General features: G+C 73.9%; 14 protein-coding genes. 9 read left to right on the top strand and 5 right to left on the bottom strand.

Annotation, left to right across the window (positions count from 1 at the left end):
- Positions 1-181: 181 nt before the first annotated feature.
- From pucD to QEZ54_RS26825, 8 genes are read left to right on the top strand one after another with little or no spacing between them, the layout of a single operon-like run.
- Entirely contained in the window at positions 182-2446 is a 2265-nt protein-coding gene (gene pucD / locus QEZ54_RS26860; protein ID WP_281307499.1) for a xanthine dehydrogenase subunit D, read from the top strand.
- A 1-nt stretch (position 2447) separates the two neighbouring features.
- Complete coding sequence (gene aceB / locus QEZ54_RS26855) at positions 2448-3965, top strand: malate synthase A (protein WP_281307498.1); 1518 nt, start codon at positions 2448-2450, stop codon at positions 3963-3965.
- A complete protein-coding gene (locus QEZ54_RS26850; protein ID WP_281307497.1) occupies positions 3965-5110 on the top strand; it encodes a hypothetical protein in 1146 nt (381 codons plus the stop codon). Before aceB ends, QEZ54_RS26850 begins: the two co-directional genes overlap by 1 nt.
- Positions 5107-6399, top strand: coding sequence for an allantoinase AllB (allB, locus tag QEZ54_RS26845; protein ID WP_281307496.1), 1293 nt, complete (start codon positions 5107-5109; stop codon positions 6397-6399). The genes QEZ54_RS26850 and allB overlap by 4 nt, the downstream gene beginning before the upstream one ends.
- Positions 6396-7373, top strand: coding sequence for an allantoicase (gene alc, locus QEZ54_RS26840; protein ID WP_281307495.1), 978 nt, complete (start codon positions 6396-6398; stop codon positions 7371-7373). Before allB ends, alc begins: the two co-directional genes overlap by 4 nt.
- Entirely contained in the window at positions 7370-7939 is a 570-nt protein-coding gene (locus QEZ54_RS26835) for a nucleotidyltransferase family protein (RefSeq protein WP_281307494.1), read from the top strand. The genes alc and QEZ54_RS26835 overlap by 4 nt, the downstream gene beginning before the upstream one ends.
- Positions 7932-9062 carry an XdhC family protein gene (locus QEZ54_RS26830; protein WP_281307493.1) on the top strand — a complete coding sequence of 377 codons (1131 nt, stop codon included), beginning with the start codon at positions 7932-7934 and terminating at the stop codon, positions 9060-9062. Before QEZ54_RS26835 ends, QEZ54_RS26830 begins: the two co-directional genes overlap by 8 nt.
- Before the next feature lie 9 nt (positions 9063-9071).
- Complete coding sequence (locus QEZ54_RS26825) at positions 9072-9371, top strand: GNAT family N-acetyltransferase (protein WP_281307492.1); 300 nt, start codon at positions 9072-9074, stop codon at positions 9369-9371.
- A gap of 3 nt (positions 9372-9374) precedes the next feature.
- Here the strand turns inward: QEZ54_RS26825 and QEZ54_RS26820 are convergent, their stop codons facing one another.
- Both QEZ54_RS26820 and QEZ54_RS26815 read right to left on the bottom strand, forming a co-directional pair.
- Positions 9375-10151: an SCO1664 family protein gene (locus QEZ54_RS26820; RefSeq protein ID WP_281307559.1), complete on the bottom strand. Its 777-nt coding sequence runs from the start codon at positions 10149-10151 to the stop codon at positions 9375-9377.
- Between the two features lie 34 nt (positions 10152-10185).
- Positions 10186-10764 carry a DUF3090 family protein gene (locus QEZ54_RS26815; RefSeq protein WP_217401957.1) on the bottom strand — a complete coding sequence of 193 codons (579 nt, stop codon included), beginning with the start codon at positions 10762-10764 and terminating at the stop codon, positions 10186-10188.
- An 88-nt stretch (positions 10765-10852) separates the two neighbouring features.
- Here QEZ54_RS26815 and mshC point away from each other — a divergent pair, with 88 nt between their 5' ends.
- Positions 10853-12094, top strand: a complete 1242-nt coding sequence (gene mshC, locus QEZ54_RS26810) for a cysteine--1-D-myo-inosityl 2-amino-2-deoxy-alpha-D-glucopyranoside ligase (RefSeq protein ID WP_281307491.1) — start codon at positions 10853-10855, stop codon at positions 12092-12094.
- Between the two features lie 311 nt (positions 12095-12405).
- Here mshC and QEZ54_RS26805 read toward each other — a convergent pair whose 3' ends face one another.
- From QEZ54_RS26805 to QEZ54_RS26795, 3 genes are all read right to left on the bottom strand, one after another.
- Positions 12406-12858 carry a hypothetical protein gene (locus QEZ54_RS26805; protein WP_281307490.1) on the bottom strand — a complete coding sequence of 151 codons (453 nt, stop codon included), beginning with the start codon at positions 12856-12858 and terminating at the stop codon, positions 12406-12408.
- 100 nt (positions 12859-12958) lie between these two features.
- Complete coding sequence (locus QEZ54_RS26800; protein WP_281307489.1) at positions 12959-13324, bottom strand: hypothetical protein; 366 nt, start codon at positions 13322-13324, stop codon at positions 12959-12961.
- Between the two features lie 69 nt (positions 13325-13393).
- Entirely contained in the window at positions 13394-14215 is an 822-nt protein-coding gene (locus QEZ54_RS26795; protein ID WP_281307488.1) for a GntR family transcriptional regulator, read from the bottom strand.
- Between the last annotated feature and the right edge of the window lie 246 nt (positions 14216-14461).

Below are 14461 nucleotides of genomic sequence, written 5' to 3'. Positions count from 1 at the left end.
CGGCACGGCCGGATCTTGTGCGTTTTCCGTCGCTGGAACGACGGAAAACGCACAAGATATCGAAAGCCTGGCCGGTGCGGCACCCGCCGGCCCGGCACGCATCGCGGACAGGGTCCGGCGGAGCGGACAGGTCGCCCAGGTCCGGCCGGCTGATGCGACCAGGCCGACTGCGCAGGTGCGGGTGGGGGCGCGGCCGACCGGGCTGGATGTCCGGGTCGGGGGCGGGGTGGGCAGCAGCCCGCAGCGGCCGGACGGGCGGCTCAAGGTCAGCGGCGAGTTCGCGTTCTCGTCGGATCTGTGGGCCGACGACATGCTGTGGGGGGCGACGCTGCGCAGCCCGTACCCCCGCGCGAAGCTCACGGGCCTGGACCTGACCGCGGCGGTCGCGCTGCCGGGGGTCTACGCGGTGCTCACGGCGCAGGATGTGCCGGGACGCCGGGTGTACGGCCTGGAGCACGCCGACCAGCCCGTCCTGGCGGGCACGGAGATCCGCTACCAGGGCGAGCCGATCGCGATCGTGGCCGCCGACCACCCCGAGACCGCCCGCCGGGCCGCCTCGCTGATCAAGGCCGACTACGAGGTGCTCGCCCCGGTCACCGACCCCGACGCGGCGCTGCTGCCAGGCTCGGACCGGGTGCATGCCGACCGGCCCAATCTGCTGCGCCACGTGCCGATCCGCAAGGGCGACCCGGCCGCGACCGCCCCGGTCGTGGTCACCGGCGAGTACCAGGTCGGCATGCAGGACCAGGCGTTCCTCGGCCCGGAGTCCGGGCTGGCGGTGCCCGCCGAGGACGGCGGCGTCGACCTGTACATCGCGACCCAGTGGCTGCACGTCGACCAGCAGCAGGTCGCGGCCTGCCTGGGCCTGCCGCAGGAGAAGGTGCGGCTCACCCTGGCCGGGGTCGGCGGCGCCTTCGGCGCGCGCGAGGACCTGTCCATGCAGGTGCACGCGTGCCTGCTCGCGCTGCGCACCGGCCGTCCGGTGAAGATGGTGTACGGCCGGGAGGAGTCGTTCTTCGGCCACGTGCACCGCCACCCGGCCCGGCTGCGCTACGAGCACGGCGCCGACCGCGACGGCCGCCTGGTCTACGTGAAGGCGAGCATCGTGCTGGACGGGGGCGCGTACGCCTCCAGCACCGGCGCGGTCGTCGCCAACGCCGCCACCCTCGGCATCGGCCCCTACGACGTGCCGAACGTGGTGATGGACGCCTACGGCCTCTACACCAACAACCCGCCGTGCGGGGCGATGCGCGGCTTCGGCGCCGTGCAGGCCTGCTTCGCGTACGAGTCGCAGATGGACCGGCTCGCGGCCGCCGTCGGCCTGGACCCGGTCGAGGTGCGGCTGCGCAACGCGCTGACCACCGGCGACCGGATGCCGACCGGGCAGCTCGTGGAGGGCCCCGCCCCGGTCGCCGAGCTGCTGCGGCTGGTGCGGGAGCGGCCGCAGGCCCCGGCCGGGGCCGACTTCCCGCCCGGCGGCACCGCCAACACGACGCGGGGCGAGGGGGTGGTGCGCGGGGTCGGCTACGCCATCGGCATCAAGAACGTGTGCTTCTCCGAGGGGTTCGACGACTTCGCGACCGCGCGGGTGCGGCTGGAGCTGGTCGGCGGGCGCCCGGCCGCACTGGTGCACACCGCCGCCGCCGAGGTGGGGCAGGGGCTGGTCACGGTGCAGGCGCAGATCGTGCGTACCGAGCTGGGCGTGGAGCAGGTGACCATCGCGCCCGCCGACACCAGTGTCGGCAGCGCGGGCTCCTCCTCGGCGTCCCGCCAGACCTACATGACCGGCGGCGCCGTCCGCGCCGCCTGCCTCGCCCTGCGCGCCCGCCTCGCCGCGCGCCTCACGGCGTTAGGAAGGGCCCCTTCCACATCAGATAACGATAAGAAGGGTCCCTTCCTTTCGGCTGAGGAGTGGGTGGGGGCGCTGGAGGCCGGCGCGCTGGAGGAGACGGTGGAGTGGCGCCACCGCCCCACGCACGCACTGGATCCAGAAACCGGCCAGGGCGACGCCCACGTCCAGTACGCCTTCGCCGCCCACCGGGCCACCGTCGACGTAGACGTCGAACTGGGCCTGGTGAAGGTCGTCGAGATAGCCACCGCCCAGGACGTCGGCAAAGCGGTCAACCCGCAGGCCGTGGCCGGCCAGATCCAGGGCGGCACGGCGCAGGGCTTAGGCCTGGCCCTGATGGAGGAGATCCAGGTCGTGGACGGAATGGTACGCAATCCGTCCTTCACCGACTATCTGCTCCCTACGATCATGGACATGCCTCCGATGCGGCTCGACGTCCTGGAGCTGGCCGACCCGCACAGCCCGTACGGTCTACGCGGGGTGGGCGAGCCGCCCACCATCTCGTCCACGCCCGCGGTCGTGGCCGCGATCCGCGCCGCCACGGGCGCGGCCCTGACCCGGGTGCCGGTGCGCCCCGAGCACATCGTTGGAGCCTGAATTGACCGAGATCCTGACCCCCGAGGCGGTCGAGTTCGTCGCCGAGCTGCAGCGGCGCTTCCGCCCCCGGCGCGACGAGCTGCTGGCCGCGCGCCAGGCCCGGCAGAAGGAGATCAGCCGCAGCGGGCGGCTGGACTTCCGCGCCGACACGGCGTGGATCCGGGAGGGGGACTGGACGGTGGCCCCGGCCCCCGCCGACCTGGTCGACCGGCGGGTGGAGATCACCGGCCCGACCGACCGGAAGATGACCGTCAACGCGCTCAACTCGGGCGCGAAGGTGTGGCTGGCCGACCTGGAGGACGCCAACACCCCGCACTGGGCCAACGTCGTCGGCGGCCAGCAGAGCCTGTACGAGGCCGTGCGCCGCACCGTCAGCCTCCAGCAGGGCGACAAGCTGTACGCGCTGCACCCTGGGCCGCTGCCGACCATCGTGGTGCGCCCGCGCGGCTGGCACCTCGACGAGCGGCACCTGCCGGTGGACGGCGCCCCCGGCGTGGCCGCCCTGGTCGACTTCGGCCTCCACTTCTTCCACAACGCCGCCGAGCTGCTGGCCCGGGGCAGCGGGCCGTACTTCTACCTGCCGAAGCTGGAGAGCAGCGAGGAGGCGCGGCTGTGGCAGGACGTGTTCACCGCCGCGCAGGAGCTGCTGGGGATCCCGTACGGCAGCATCCGGGCGACCGTGCTGATCGAGACGATCACGGCCGCGTTCGAGATGGACGAGATCCTCTACGAGCTGCGCGACCACGCCAGCGGGCTCAACGCGGGACGCTGGGACTACCTGTTCAGCCTGATCAAGAAGTTCCGCGAGCACCAGCGGTACGTGCTGCCCGACCGGGGCAGCGTCACCATGGCCGCGCCGTTCCTGCGGGCGTACGCGCAGCTGCTGGTCAAGGTGTGCCACCGGCGCGGGGCGTACGCGATCGGCGGCATGGCCGCCTTCATCCCGAACCGGCGCGACCCGAACGTCACCGCCAACGCCCTGGCCAAGGTGCGCCAGGACAAGGAGCGGGAGGCCGCCGACGGGTTCGACGGGTCGTGGGTGGCGCACCCGGACCTGGTCCCGGTGTGCCTGGAGGTGTTCGAGAAGGCGCTGGACGGCGCCCCGAACCAGCTGCCCCGCCAGCGGCCCGACGTGGAGGTGGCCGCCGACGAGCTGCTGGACGTGTCCACGGTGCCGGGGCGGATCACCCGGGCCGGGGTGCGCGCCAACATCGACGTCGGCATCCGGTACCTGCAGGCGTGGCTGGGCGGCAACGGCGCGGCCGCGATCAACAACCTGATGGAGGACGCCGCCACCGCCGAGATCTCCCGCTCGCAGCTGTGGCAGTGGCTGCGCCACGAGGTGGTGCTCGACTCCGGCGAGCGGGTCACCCGCTCGCTGCTGCAGGAGCTGATCGAGGCCGAGATGCTGGAGCTGGGGCCCGAGTACGCCATCGCGCGCGGCCTGTTCGAGCAGGTGGCGCTCTGCGACGAGTTCACCCCGTTCCTGACCCTGCCGGCCGGGGAGCTGATCGACTGATGCTCAGCCCGGCGGCGTACGCGGAGATCGACCGGCGGCTGGCCGCCGACGACGCGCTGTGGCAGCAGCGGTACCCGGGTGAGCCCGCGACCCGCCAGCCGCTGCACACCGTGTACGTGCCCGCCGACCGGGTCCGGTCCGACCTGGTGGCGCGCTGGGGCGCCGGTGCGCTGGCGGCGCTGGCCGAGCACGGGCTGCCGTACCCGGAGGAGCTGCACGGTCGGGTGGGCCGGAAGCTGGCGTCGGAGCCGATCGAGGACCTGCGGATCGACTTCGAGGACGGCTACGGCGTACGCGAGGACGAGACCGAGGACGCGCACGCGCGCGCCATGGCGGTGTACCTGGCCACCCGGCCGGCGCCGTTCACCGGCATCCGGATCAAGAGCCTGGAGGCGCCGACGCGGGCGCGGGCACTGCGCACCCTGGACCGGTTCCTGGACGCGCTGGGCACCGTCCCGCCGGGGTTCGTGGTGACCCTGCCGAAGGTGAGCTCGGTGGCGCAGGTCGAGGCGATGGTGTCGCTGTGCCGCAGGCTGGAGCCGATCTCCGGGCAGCTGCGGTTCGAGCTGCAGATCGAGCTGCCGCAGGCGGTGCTCGGCGCCGACGGGACGGTCCCGCTGGCCCGGATGATCCACGCCGCCGCCGGGCGGTGCACCGGGCTGCACTACGGCACGTACGACTACTCCGCCGCGCTCGGCATCGCCCCCGGCCGCCAGGCCGCCGACCATCCCGCCGCCGACCACGCCAAGGCGGTGATGCAGGTGGCGGCGGCGGGCACGGGGGTACGGCTGTCCGACGGCTCCACCAACATCCTGCCGGTCGGGGACACCGCCGCCGTCCACGCGGCCTGGGGCGTACACGCGAAGCTGGTGCGCCGGGGCCTGGAACGCGGCTTCTACCAGGGATGGGACCTGCATCCGGCGCAGCTGGCGACGCGCTTCGGCACCGCGTACGCCTTCTTCCGCGACGGCGCTCCGGCCGCGGCCAGGCGCCTGCGCGACTACCTGGACCGCCGCGACAGCGGCTACCTCGACGAGCCCGCCACGGCCCGCATGCTGGCCGCGTTCCTGCGCCGCGGCCTGCACTGCGGCGCCCTCGACCCGGGCGAGTTCGACGTGGACCCGTCCAGTCTGGACGCACTATGAGCGAGCTGGTCTTCCGGTCGTACCGGGTGTTCACGCCGGAAGGGGAGCGGCCCGCCGACGTGGCCGTGCGCGGCGGGCGGATCGCGGCCGTGGCCGGGCACGGGGCGCTGAGCGGCCACGACGTCATCGACCTGGGCGAGTGCGCGCTGCTGCCGGGCCTGGTCGACACGCACGTGCACGTCAACGAACCGGGCCGGACGCAGTGGGAGGGCTTCGACACCGCGACCCGCGCCGCGGCGGCCGGGGGTGTCACCACCATCGTCGACATGCCGCTCAACAGCATTCCGCCGACCGTCGACATCGCGGCCCTGGCGGTCAAGCGGGCCGCAGCGGCCGAGCAGTGCTACGTCGACGTCGGCTTCTGGGGCGGCGCGGTGCCCGGCAACGCCGACCACCTGCCCAAGCTGTACGAGCACGGGGTGTTCGGGTTCAAGGCGTTCCTGATCGACTCCGGGGTGCCGGAGTTCCCGCCGCTGGACCCGGCCGGGCTGGAGTCGGCGCTGCGCGCCGTGGACGCGCTGTTCGTGCTGCACGCCGAGGACCCGGCGCTGGTCGACACCCCCGCGCACGCCGCGCACTTCGCCGACTTCGTCGCCACCCGCCCGCCGCAGGCCGAGGCGTCGGCGGTGGCGACCGCGATCGACCTGGCCCGGCGCACCGGCGCCCGGGTGCACATCCTGCACCTGGCCGCCGCCGAGGCCGTCGCCCTGATCGCGCGGGCGAAGGCCGACGGGGTACGGATCACCGCCGAGACCTGCCCGCACTACCTCACCCTGCGGGCGGAGACGGTCCCCGACGGCGCCACCGAGTTCAAGTGCTGCCCGCCCGTACGCGACGCCGCCCACCAGGACGCCCTGTGGCAGGGGCTGCGCGACGGCGTCATCGAGGCGGTCGTGTCCGACCACTCGCCGTGCCCGCCCGAGCTGAAGGCGGGCGACTTCGCCACCGCCTGGGGCGGCATCGCCTCGGTGCAGCTCAGCCTGCCCGTGGTGTGGACCGCCGCGGTCACCCGGGGGGTGCCGCTGGCGCAGGTCGTCGGCTGGATGGCGCAGGCCCCCGCCGACCTGGTCGGGCTGGGCGGCAAGGGCCGGATCGCGGTCGGCGCCGACGCGGACCTGGTCGCGTTCGACCCCGAGGCGGAGTTCACCGTGGACGCCGCCGCGCTGCTGCACCGCCACCCCGTCTCGCCGTACCAGGGGCGGCGGCTGCGCGGGGTGGTGCGCGACACCTGGCTGCGCGGCCGACTGGCCGGCGCGGAACCGATCGGCCGACTGCTGGAGCGTCCATGATGTTCGAGGAATCGCTGGACCTGGCCTCGCGGGCGCTCGGCGGCAGCGTCGTGGCGGCCAACGACGAGTTCTTCGCCGAGCGCGACAACCTGATCAACCCGTGGGCGCCGAGCTTCACCCCGCGCACCTTCGGTGCCAAGGGCCAGGTCTACGACGGCTGGGAGACCCGCCGCCGCCGCGAACCCGGCCACGACCACGCCGTCGTGCGGCTGGGCACGACCGGCACCGTGCACGGGGTCGTGGTGGACACCGCCTTCTTCACCGGCAACTACCCGCCCGAGGCGGCCGTCGAGGGCTGCCTGCTCGCGGGCTACCCGGCGCCGGACGAGCTGGCCGCGGCGGACTGGTTCCCGCTGGTGGCGCGCTCGCCGCTGCAGGGCGACACCCGCAACCGGTTCCCGGTGGAGCAGCCGCGCCGCGCCTCGCACGTGCGGCTGCGCATCTTCCCGGACGGCGGCGTGGCCCGGCTGCGCGTCTACGGCGCCCCGGTGGCCGACCCGGACCTGCTGCCCGACGTGTTCGACCTGGCCGCCGCCGAGTACGGCGGGCGGGTGCTCGACTGCTCCGACCGCTTCTACGGCTCGCCCGGCAACCTGCTGCTGCCGGGCCTGGCCGCCACCATGGGCGAGGGCTGGGAGACCCGCCGCCGCCGCGACGGCGGCAACGACTGGGTACGGGTCCGGCTGGCCGCCCCCGGCGTGCCGAGCCTGATCGAGCTGGACACCTCCCACTTCAAGGGCAACGCCCCCGGCTGGGCGGCGCTGACCGGCCCGGACGGCGAGCAGCTGCTGCCGCGTACCCGGCTGCAGCCCGACACCCGGCACCGCTTCCGCCCCGCCGTCGCCGCCGCCGTCGAGGAGGTGCTGCTCGACGTGTACCCCGACGGCGGCATGGCCCGGCTGCGCGTCTACGGCGCCCTCACCCCGGACGGCCTGGCCCGGCTGGCCAAGGCATGGCAGGGGGACGACCGGTGAGCACGGCGGGGCTGCTGCTGGCGGCGGGCGCCGGGCGGCGCTACGGCATGCCCAAGGCGCTGGCGCAGGCACCCGGCGGTGCGGAGCTGCTGGTCCAGCGCGCCCTGCGCACCCTGCGGGAGGGCGGCTGCGATCCGGTCGTGGTGGTGCTCGGCGCCGGTGCCGAGCAGGCGCCGCCGCTGCCCGGCGCGCAGGTCGTGGTCAACGAGGACTGGCCCACCGGCATGGGCTCGTCGCTGCGGGCCGGGCTGGACGCGCTGCCCGAGGAGGTCACGGCGGTGGTGGTGCTGCTGGTGGACACCCCCGGCGTCACCCCGCAGGCGGTGCGCCGGATCGCCGCCGACGCCCGCGCCACGACGCTGCGGGTGGCCACGTACAGCGGGGACGGCGGGCATCCGGTGCTGCTCGGGCGCGACCACTGGGACGGGGCGTCCCGGCTGGCCGTCGGCGACGTCGGCGCGCGGCCCTACCTGGTGAGCCAGCTCGTCGAGGAGGTGCCCTGCGACGACATCGCGATCGGCACCGACCTGGACACCCCGCCCGATCTTCGGGACAGCGATGCGTGATGTGCTCGACGAGCTGCACCGGTGGTGGGCGCAGGGCGACACCGTCGGGCTGGCCACGGTGGTGCGTACCTGGCGGTCGGCGCCGCGCCGGCCCGGCGCGTCGATGCTGGTCGCCCCGGACGGGGCGGTCACCGGCAGCGTCTCCGGCGGCTGCGTGGAGGCGGCCGTCTACGAGCTCGCCGTGGACCCCGCCGGGCCGCCCGTGCTGCAGCGGTACGGCATCAGCGACGACGACGCGTTCGCGGTCGGTCTGACCTGCGGCGGCGTCATCGACGTGTTCGTCGAGCGCGTGTCGCGGACGACCTTCCCGGAGCTGGGCGAGGTGGTCGCCTCGATCCGGGCGGGGGAGCCGGTGGCCGTGGTCACCTGCGTGGACCCGGCCGACCACGCTCGGTTCGGGCGGCGCCTGGTCGTCTGGGTCGACCGGACCGCCGGTTCGTTCGGGTCGCCGCGGCTGGACGCGGCCGCGGCCGACGACGCCCGGGGCATGCTCGCCGCCGGGCGCACCGGCACGCTGCGCTACGGCGCCGACGGGCAGCGGCGCGGGGACGAGTTGACGCTGTTCACAGCGGTGTACGCGCCGCCGCCGCGCATGATCGTGTTCGGGGCGATCGACTTCGCCGCCGCCGTGGCCCGGATCGGGTCGTTCCTCGGGTTCCGGGTGACCGTCTGCGACGCCCGGCCGGTGTTCGCGACCGCCCGGCGGTTCCCGGCCGCCGACGAGGTGGTGGTGCAGTGGCCGCACCGGTACCTGTCCGAGCAGGCCGAAAACGCCCTGGTCGACGAGCGGACCGTGCTGTGCGTGCTCACCCACGACCCGAAGTTCGACGTGCCGCTGCTGGAGGTGGCGCTGCGGCTGCCGGTGGCGTACGTCGGGGCGATGGGCTCCCGGCGCACCCACGACGACCGGCTGGCCCGGCTGCGCCTGGCCGGGCTCACCGACGAGCAGCTGGGGCGGCTGCGCTCGCCCATCGGGCTGGACCTGGGCGCGCGTACGCCGGAGGAGACCGCGGTCAGCATCGCCGCCGAGATCGTCGCCAACCGGTGGGGCGGCTCGGGCGCGGTCCTGTCGGAGGTCGACGGGCCGATCCACCATGCGGGCGCGGACACCGCCGCCGACTAGGATGGCGCTGTGACGATCGAGGTGGTGGACGCGCCGGCCAAGGGGCGATACGAGGCACGTGCCGGCGAGGTGCTGGCCGGGTTCATGACGTACCAGGTGACCGGCAAGATCGTCGCGTTCACGCATACCGAGGTGTCGCCGGAGTTCGAGGGCCAGGGCGTCGGCAAGGCCATCGCCCGCCGGGTCATGGACGACGCCCGCGCGGCGGGCCGCACCGTCGTGCCGATCTGCCCGTTCCTGGCCGGCTGGCTGGAGCGCCACCAGGAGTACGCCGACATGGTCGTCACCGACCACCGGCGGGTGAAGTAGACCTCAGATCGGCGGCCACGGGATCGCGTGGCGGTCCTCCGGCGGCTGCGGCAGCGTCCCCTCCGCCACCAGGTGCTTCACCCGGGTCTGCAGCGCCTCGACCTCGGCCGGGGCGAGCAGGTCGGCCAGGATGCCCGCGTCGAAGCCGCGCAGCGCCTCGGCGATGTCGGGCGCGACGGCCCGGCCCGCGAAGCCCCACAGCACCGTGCGCAGCTTGTCCTCGGTGTGGAAGCAGATGCCGTGGTCCACGCCGTACAGCTTGCGGTCCGGGGTGGCCAGCACGTGGCCGCCCTTGCGGTCGGCGTTGTTGACGATCGCGTCGAACACCGCCATCCGGGCCAGTCGCGGATCGTCGGCGTGCGCCAGCAGGTACGGCCGGCCCTCGTCGTCCTGGGCCGCCGCGATCGGCAGCCAGCCCTGCGGCAGCCGGTCGGCGGGGACGAAGTCCACCGGCGGCTCGGTCACCTCGTCCAGCCACAGCTGGCATGAGCCGGGACCGAGCGGCCCGTCGCGCATCACCGTGGTCGGCACGATGTCCCAGCCCAGCCGGTCGCTCACCGAGTACGCCGCGACCTCGCGGGCGGCCAGGGTGCCGTGTGGGAAGTCCCACAGCGGCCGCTCGCCGCGCACCGGCTTGTAGACCGCGCGGAAGCTGTGCCCGTCGGCGGTGAGGATCACCCGCAGGGTGGTGTTGGAGGCTTCGACGAGCCTGCCTTCGATCTCCATGTCGGCATCGCGCAGCAGACGCCCGAGTTCGGTCTTGTCGTCGACGGGAGGGATGGCCCGACCTCCTCGGCTTCTGCGTTCCGGGGCTCTACCTGCGGTGGTAGCCGTTATGGCGCGGGCACAGGTGCCCGGCCGGGTCCAGCGGCTGGCCGCACAGGGGGCACGGCGGCCGCCCGGCCGCCACCACCCGCTTCGCGCGGTCGATGAAGTTGCGCACCTCCTGCGGCGTCAGCCGCACCCGCAACCGGTCGAGGTCGTCGGAGATCTCCGGCGCGTCCTCGGCGTCGGCTTCGTCGCCGGTGTCGGTCTCGGCGTCGAACTCGACCTCCTCGGCCGCGATCGCCTCGATCACCACGGTACTGGACTCGACGTCGAAGGCCAGCCCCAGCGTGCCGACGCGGAACTCCTCGTCGACCGGCGCCTCCAGCGGCTCGTTGTCCGTCGGCAGCTCGGTGCCGGGCAGGTCCGCCCCGAAGCGGTGATGTGCCTCGGTGAGCAGCTCCTCGAGCTTCTCGGCCAGCAGCGCCACCTGCATCTTCTCCAGCGCGACGCTGACCAGGCGGCCTCCGCCGCGCGCCTGCAGGAAGAACGTGCGCTCACCGGGCGGACCCACTGTGCCTGCCACGAACCGCTCCGGCGGCTCGAACGCGTACACCTGATGGGTCATGCCTCGACCCTAGCGTCACGTTCGGCCAACCGGGTAACCCCTCGAGGCTAGATCCGCTCTCGGCAGAATGCCGATTAGGCTGGCGGGCATGGAATCGTGGTCCGGACTCGACGTCCCGCGCCTGCCCGGCGCCGGTCAACCCCTCGTTCTCTTCGACTCCGCGCGCCAGGGGGTGTGCCCCAGCCGCCCCGGCAACGGGCACGCGACCATGTACGTCTGCGGCATCACCCCGTACGACGCGACGCACCTGGGCCACGCCGCCACCATGATCACGTTCGACCTGGTGAACCGGCTCTGGCGTGACGCCGGCCACGAGGTCACCTATGTGCAGAACGTCACCGACATCGACGACCCGCTGCTGGAGCGGGCCAGCCGCGACGGCGAGGACTGGAAGGTCCTGGCCATGCGCGAGACCGCCCTGTTCCGCGAGGACATGGAGGCGCTGCGGATCATCCCGCCGGCCCGCTACGTCGGCGCCGTCGAGTCGATCCCGGCCATCGTCGACAAGGTGGTGGGGCTGCTGGACACGGGTGCCGCGTACCGCCTCGACGACGGCACCGGCGACGTCTACTTCGCGATCAGCTCCGCGCCTCGCTTCGGGTACGAGTCGAACCTGTCCCGCGAGCAGATGCTGGTCTTCGCCGCCGAGCGCGGCGGCGACCCGCAGCGCCCCGGCAAGCAGGACGCGCTCGACCCGCTGCTGTGGCGCGGCTCCCGCCCCGGCGAGCCCTCCTGGGACGGCGGCCCGCTCGGCGCCGGGCGCCCCGGCTGGCACATCGAGTGCGCCGTCATCGCCCTCGGCCTGCTCGGCGACACCATCGACGTGCAGGGCGGCGGCAACGACCTGCTCTTCCCGCACCACGAGTGCTCGGCCGCCCACGCCGAGGTGCTGACCGGCAAGGCCCCGTTCGCCGGGCACTACGTGCACGCGGGCATGATCGGCCTGGACGGCGAGAAGATGAGCAAGTCGCGCGGCAACCTCGTCTTCGTGTCCCGGCTGCGCGCCGACAACGTCGACCCGATGGCCGTGCGGCTGGCGCTGATCGCCGACCACTACCGGACCGACCGCTCCTGGACCGACGAGCTGTTCAAGACCGCCGAGGCCCGGCTGGCCCGCTGGCGCCGGGCCGCGCGGGCCGCCGCCGGGCCGTCCGGTGCCGAGTTCCTGGCCGGGGTACGCGGCAAGCTCACCGACGACCTCGACACCCCCGGTGCGCTGGCCCTCATCGACGCCTGGGCCGACGACACCCTCGCCGGCGCGGGCACCGACCCGGCCGCCCCCGCCCTGATGTCCCGAACCCTCGACGCCCTCCTCGGCATCGCCCTCTAGCCACCGCACGGCCGCCCCCTCACCCGCCGCCCACGGCGCGCCGCCCACGGTGCGGTGTCACCGCGCGGCGCCCACGGTGCGGTGTCACCGCGCGGCGCGCGGCTGCGGCGCAAGATCAGTGTTTCGGGTCGGAACCTTCGCGCACATCGAGGGTTCCGACCTGGGACGCCGATCTTGTGCCTGATCGTGGCGCGGTCACCCGCGATGATCGCCGCCTGCGGTCGTCCCCTTCGCCTCAAGGGCGGGTCCTGACCGGAGACACCGATCATGTGCGGTCGAGGTCGAGGTCGAGGTCGAGGTCGAGGTCGAGGTCAGCCGACCGCCGGGGCCGGGGTCCGGCCGGTGGCGGCGGACCGGCGGAAATCCAGGTTCGCCACCAGGGCGTCCAGCTGCGACTGGCTCATCATGATCGTGTTCTGACCCGGGTCGAGCCCGACCGGGGTCGGGTACCGCCTGCCGTCGACCAGGTCGATCCACAGTGCCCGGTGCCCGCGCTCGTCCCGGCGCACCGTGAACGCGACCACCTCGTCGAACCTCGCGGAGAAGTACGGCCCGCCGCTGACCCGCAGCGTCGAGTCGGTGGCGAAGATCCCCGTCCGCAGGAAGCGGATGAACGAGCCGGCGAACAGCAGCAGGAGCAGGAAGCCGAGGGGCTCGCCCCGGGCGATGAGGTACCCCACCACCGGCACGATCAGCAGATACTGATTCCGCTCGCGACTGAACGGCGTGAGCCGCTGGCGATCCTTCTCCCGTTGCTTGAACACGACGGCATTGTGACCGCCCGGCACCACTTCCGCTGCCCTGTGGCCGCTGCCCCGCGCCCAGCGTCAGGCGGCGATGCCGAGGGCCCGGGGTGCTCCCGGCTCAGGCGCGCGGGCGCGGCTGCGGGCGGGTCCGCGCGGCCGGGCGCGGCGCCTGCGGGGCTGCGGGCCGCCGGGCCGGGGTGGCCCGGACCGGAGCGGCGGCCTCGCGGCGCAGCGTCAGCGCGACGTGGCCGAGGCGGGCCGCCAGGGCGAACACGCCGAGGCAGAGGGCGCCCAGCAGCAGCACCCCGGTCGAGGCGACCCCGTCGGCGATGCCGACGACCAGGATGGCCAGCAGCGCCAGTCCGATCACGAGCACGACCAGGGCGCCGAGGGTGGCCACGAACGCCTGCGGCGACTTGCGGCCGGTGTCCGGCGTCCGGGAAGCGCCACGCTTACCTGCGGGAACGTCTCGGCGAAGGGTCATGCGTCCCATCCTTGCGACCGGTGCGCTCGCGCGCAGGAGAAAAACTGTCGGCCACCCGACATTAAGGGATCAGCCCAGCACCAGGCCCGGATCCGGGTCTCCATCCAGGTCCGCGTCCGGGCGTGGCGCGGGCACCCGGTAGTCCTCCGTGAGGGTCGTCATCGGTCCTGGCCAGGTGGACTGGGCCACCTCGATGGGGCGGTGATCGGCGTCGTACGCGACGTGCAGCAGGTGCAGCACCGGCGTGTCGGGCCGGATCTGCAGCACCTCGGCCTCCTCCCGGGTGGGCAGCCGGGCGGTGATGGTGTCGGTCGCGGTGACGTAGCGGCGGCCGGTCACCTCCTCGACCTCCTGGTACAGCGGGCGGCCGAACGACTCGAAGCGTTCCAGGCCCGTGCCCGCGGTGTCGGTGGGGCGCAGCCACGAGGCGCCGACCTCGACGGTGGCGTCCTGGGTGCGCACGATGTGGCGCCGCACCACCAGTTCGGTGCTGTCGGAGACGCCGAACGCGTCGGCGACCTCGGCCGGAGGAGCGGCCCGCGCGACCTCGGTGAGCTGCTGGCGGTACCGGGCGGCCAGGTCGGCGTGGTAACCGCGCTGGGCGCCGTAGCGGCCGCGCGACAGCCGGTTGAGGCGGCGCCGGGTGCCGCGCACGAACGTGCCCGAGCCCGGCTTGGTGATCAGCAGGCCCTCGATGCGCAGCTGGTCGATGGTGCGCTGCACGGTCTGCTTGGCCACGCCGTACATCTGGGCGAGGGCGGGGATCGAGGGCAGCTGCTCGCCCGCGGCCCAGTCGCCCCTTCTGATCTTCGCGCGCAGCTGGGCGGCGATCTGGCGGTGCGGATGCTCCGCCGCGCCCGGATTGATCCCGCCGATGCCCGTCTCGGTCATGATAGGGATCATGCCGTACGAATGTCCGAATACCTAGCGTCCTAGGACGACCTAGTCAACGTGTCGCGCCTGACACGTCACGATCGATCATGCAGTTTCGGGGAAAGTGCACGAATCTTGGCCCCGAATCCTGCACTTTCCCCGAAACTGCACCGATCTTGGGGCGCCCGCGCGGGACGGGTGCGCGGGACGGGTGCGAAGACGGCGACGCCCGCCGTCGGCGGGGGCCGGGGCGGGCGTCGGGGG

The sequence above is a fragment of the Catellatospora sp. KI3 genome (assembly GCF_029948125.1).
Taxonomy (GTDB): domain Bacteria; phylum Actinomycetota; class Actinomycetes; order Mycobacteriales; family Micromonosporaceae; genus Catellatospora.
This window is presented reverse-complemented; position numbering and strand designations above follow the sequence as displayed.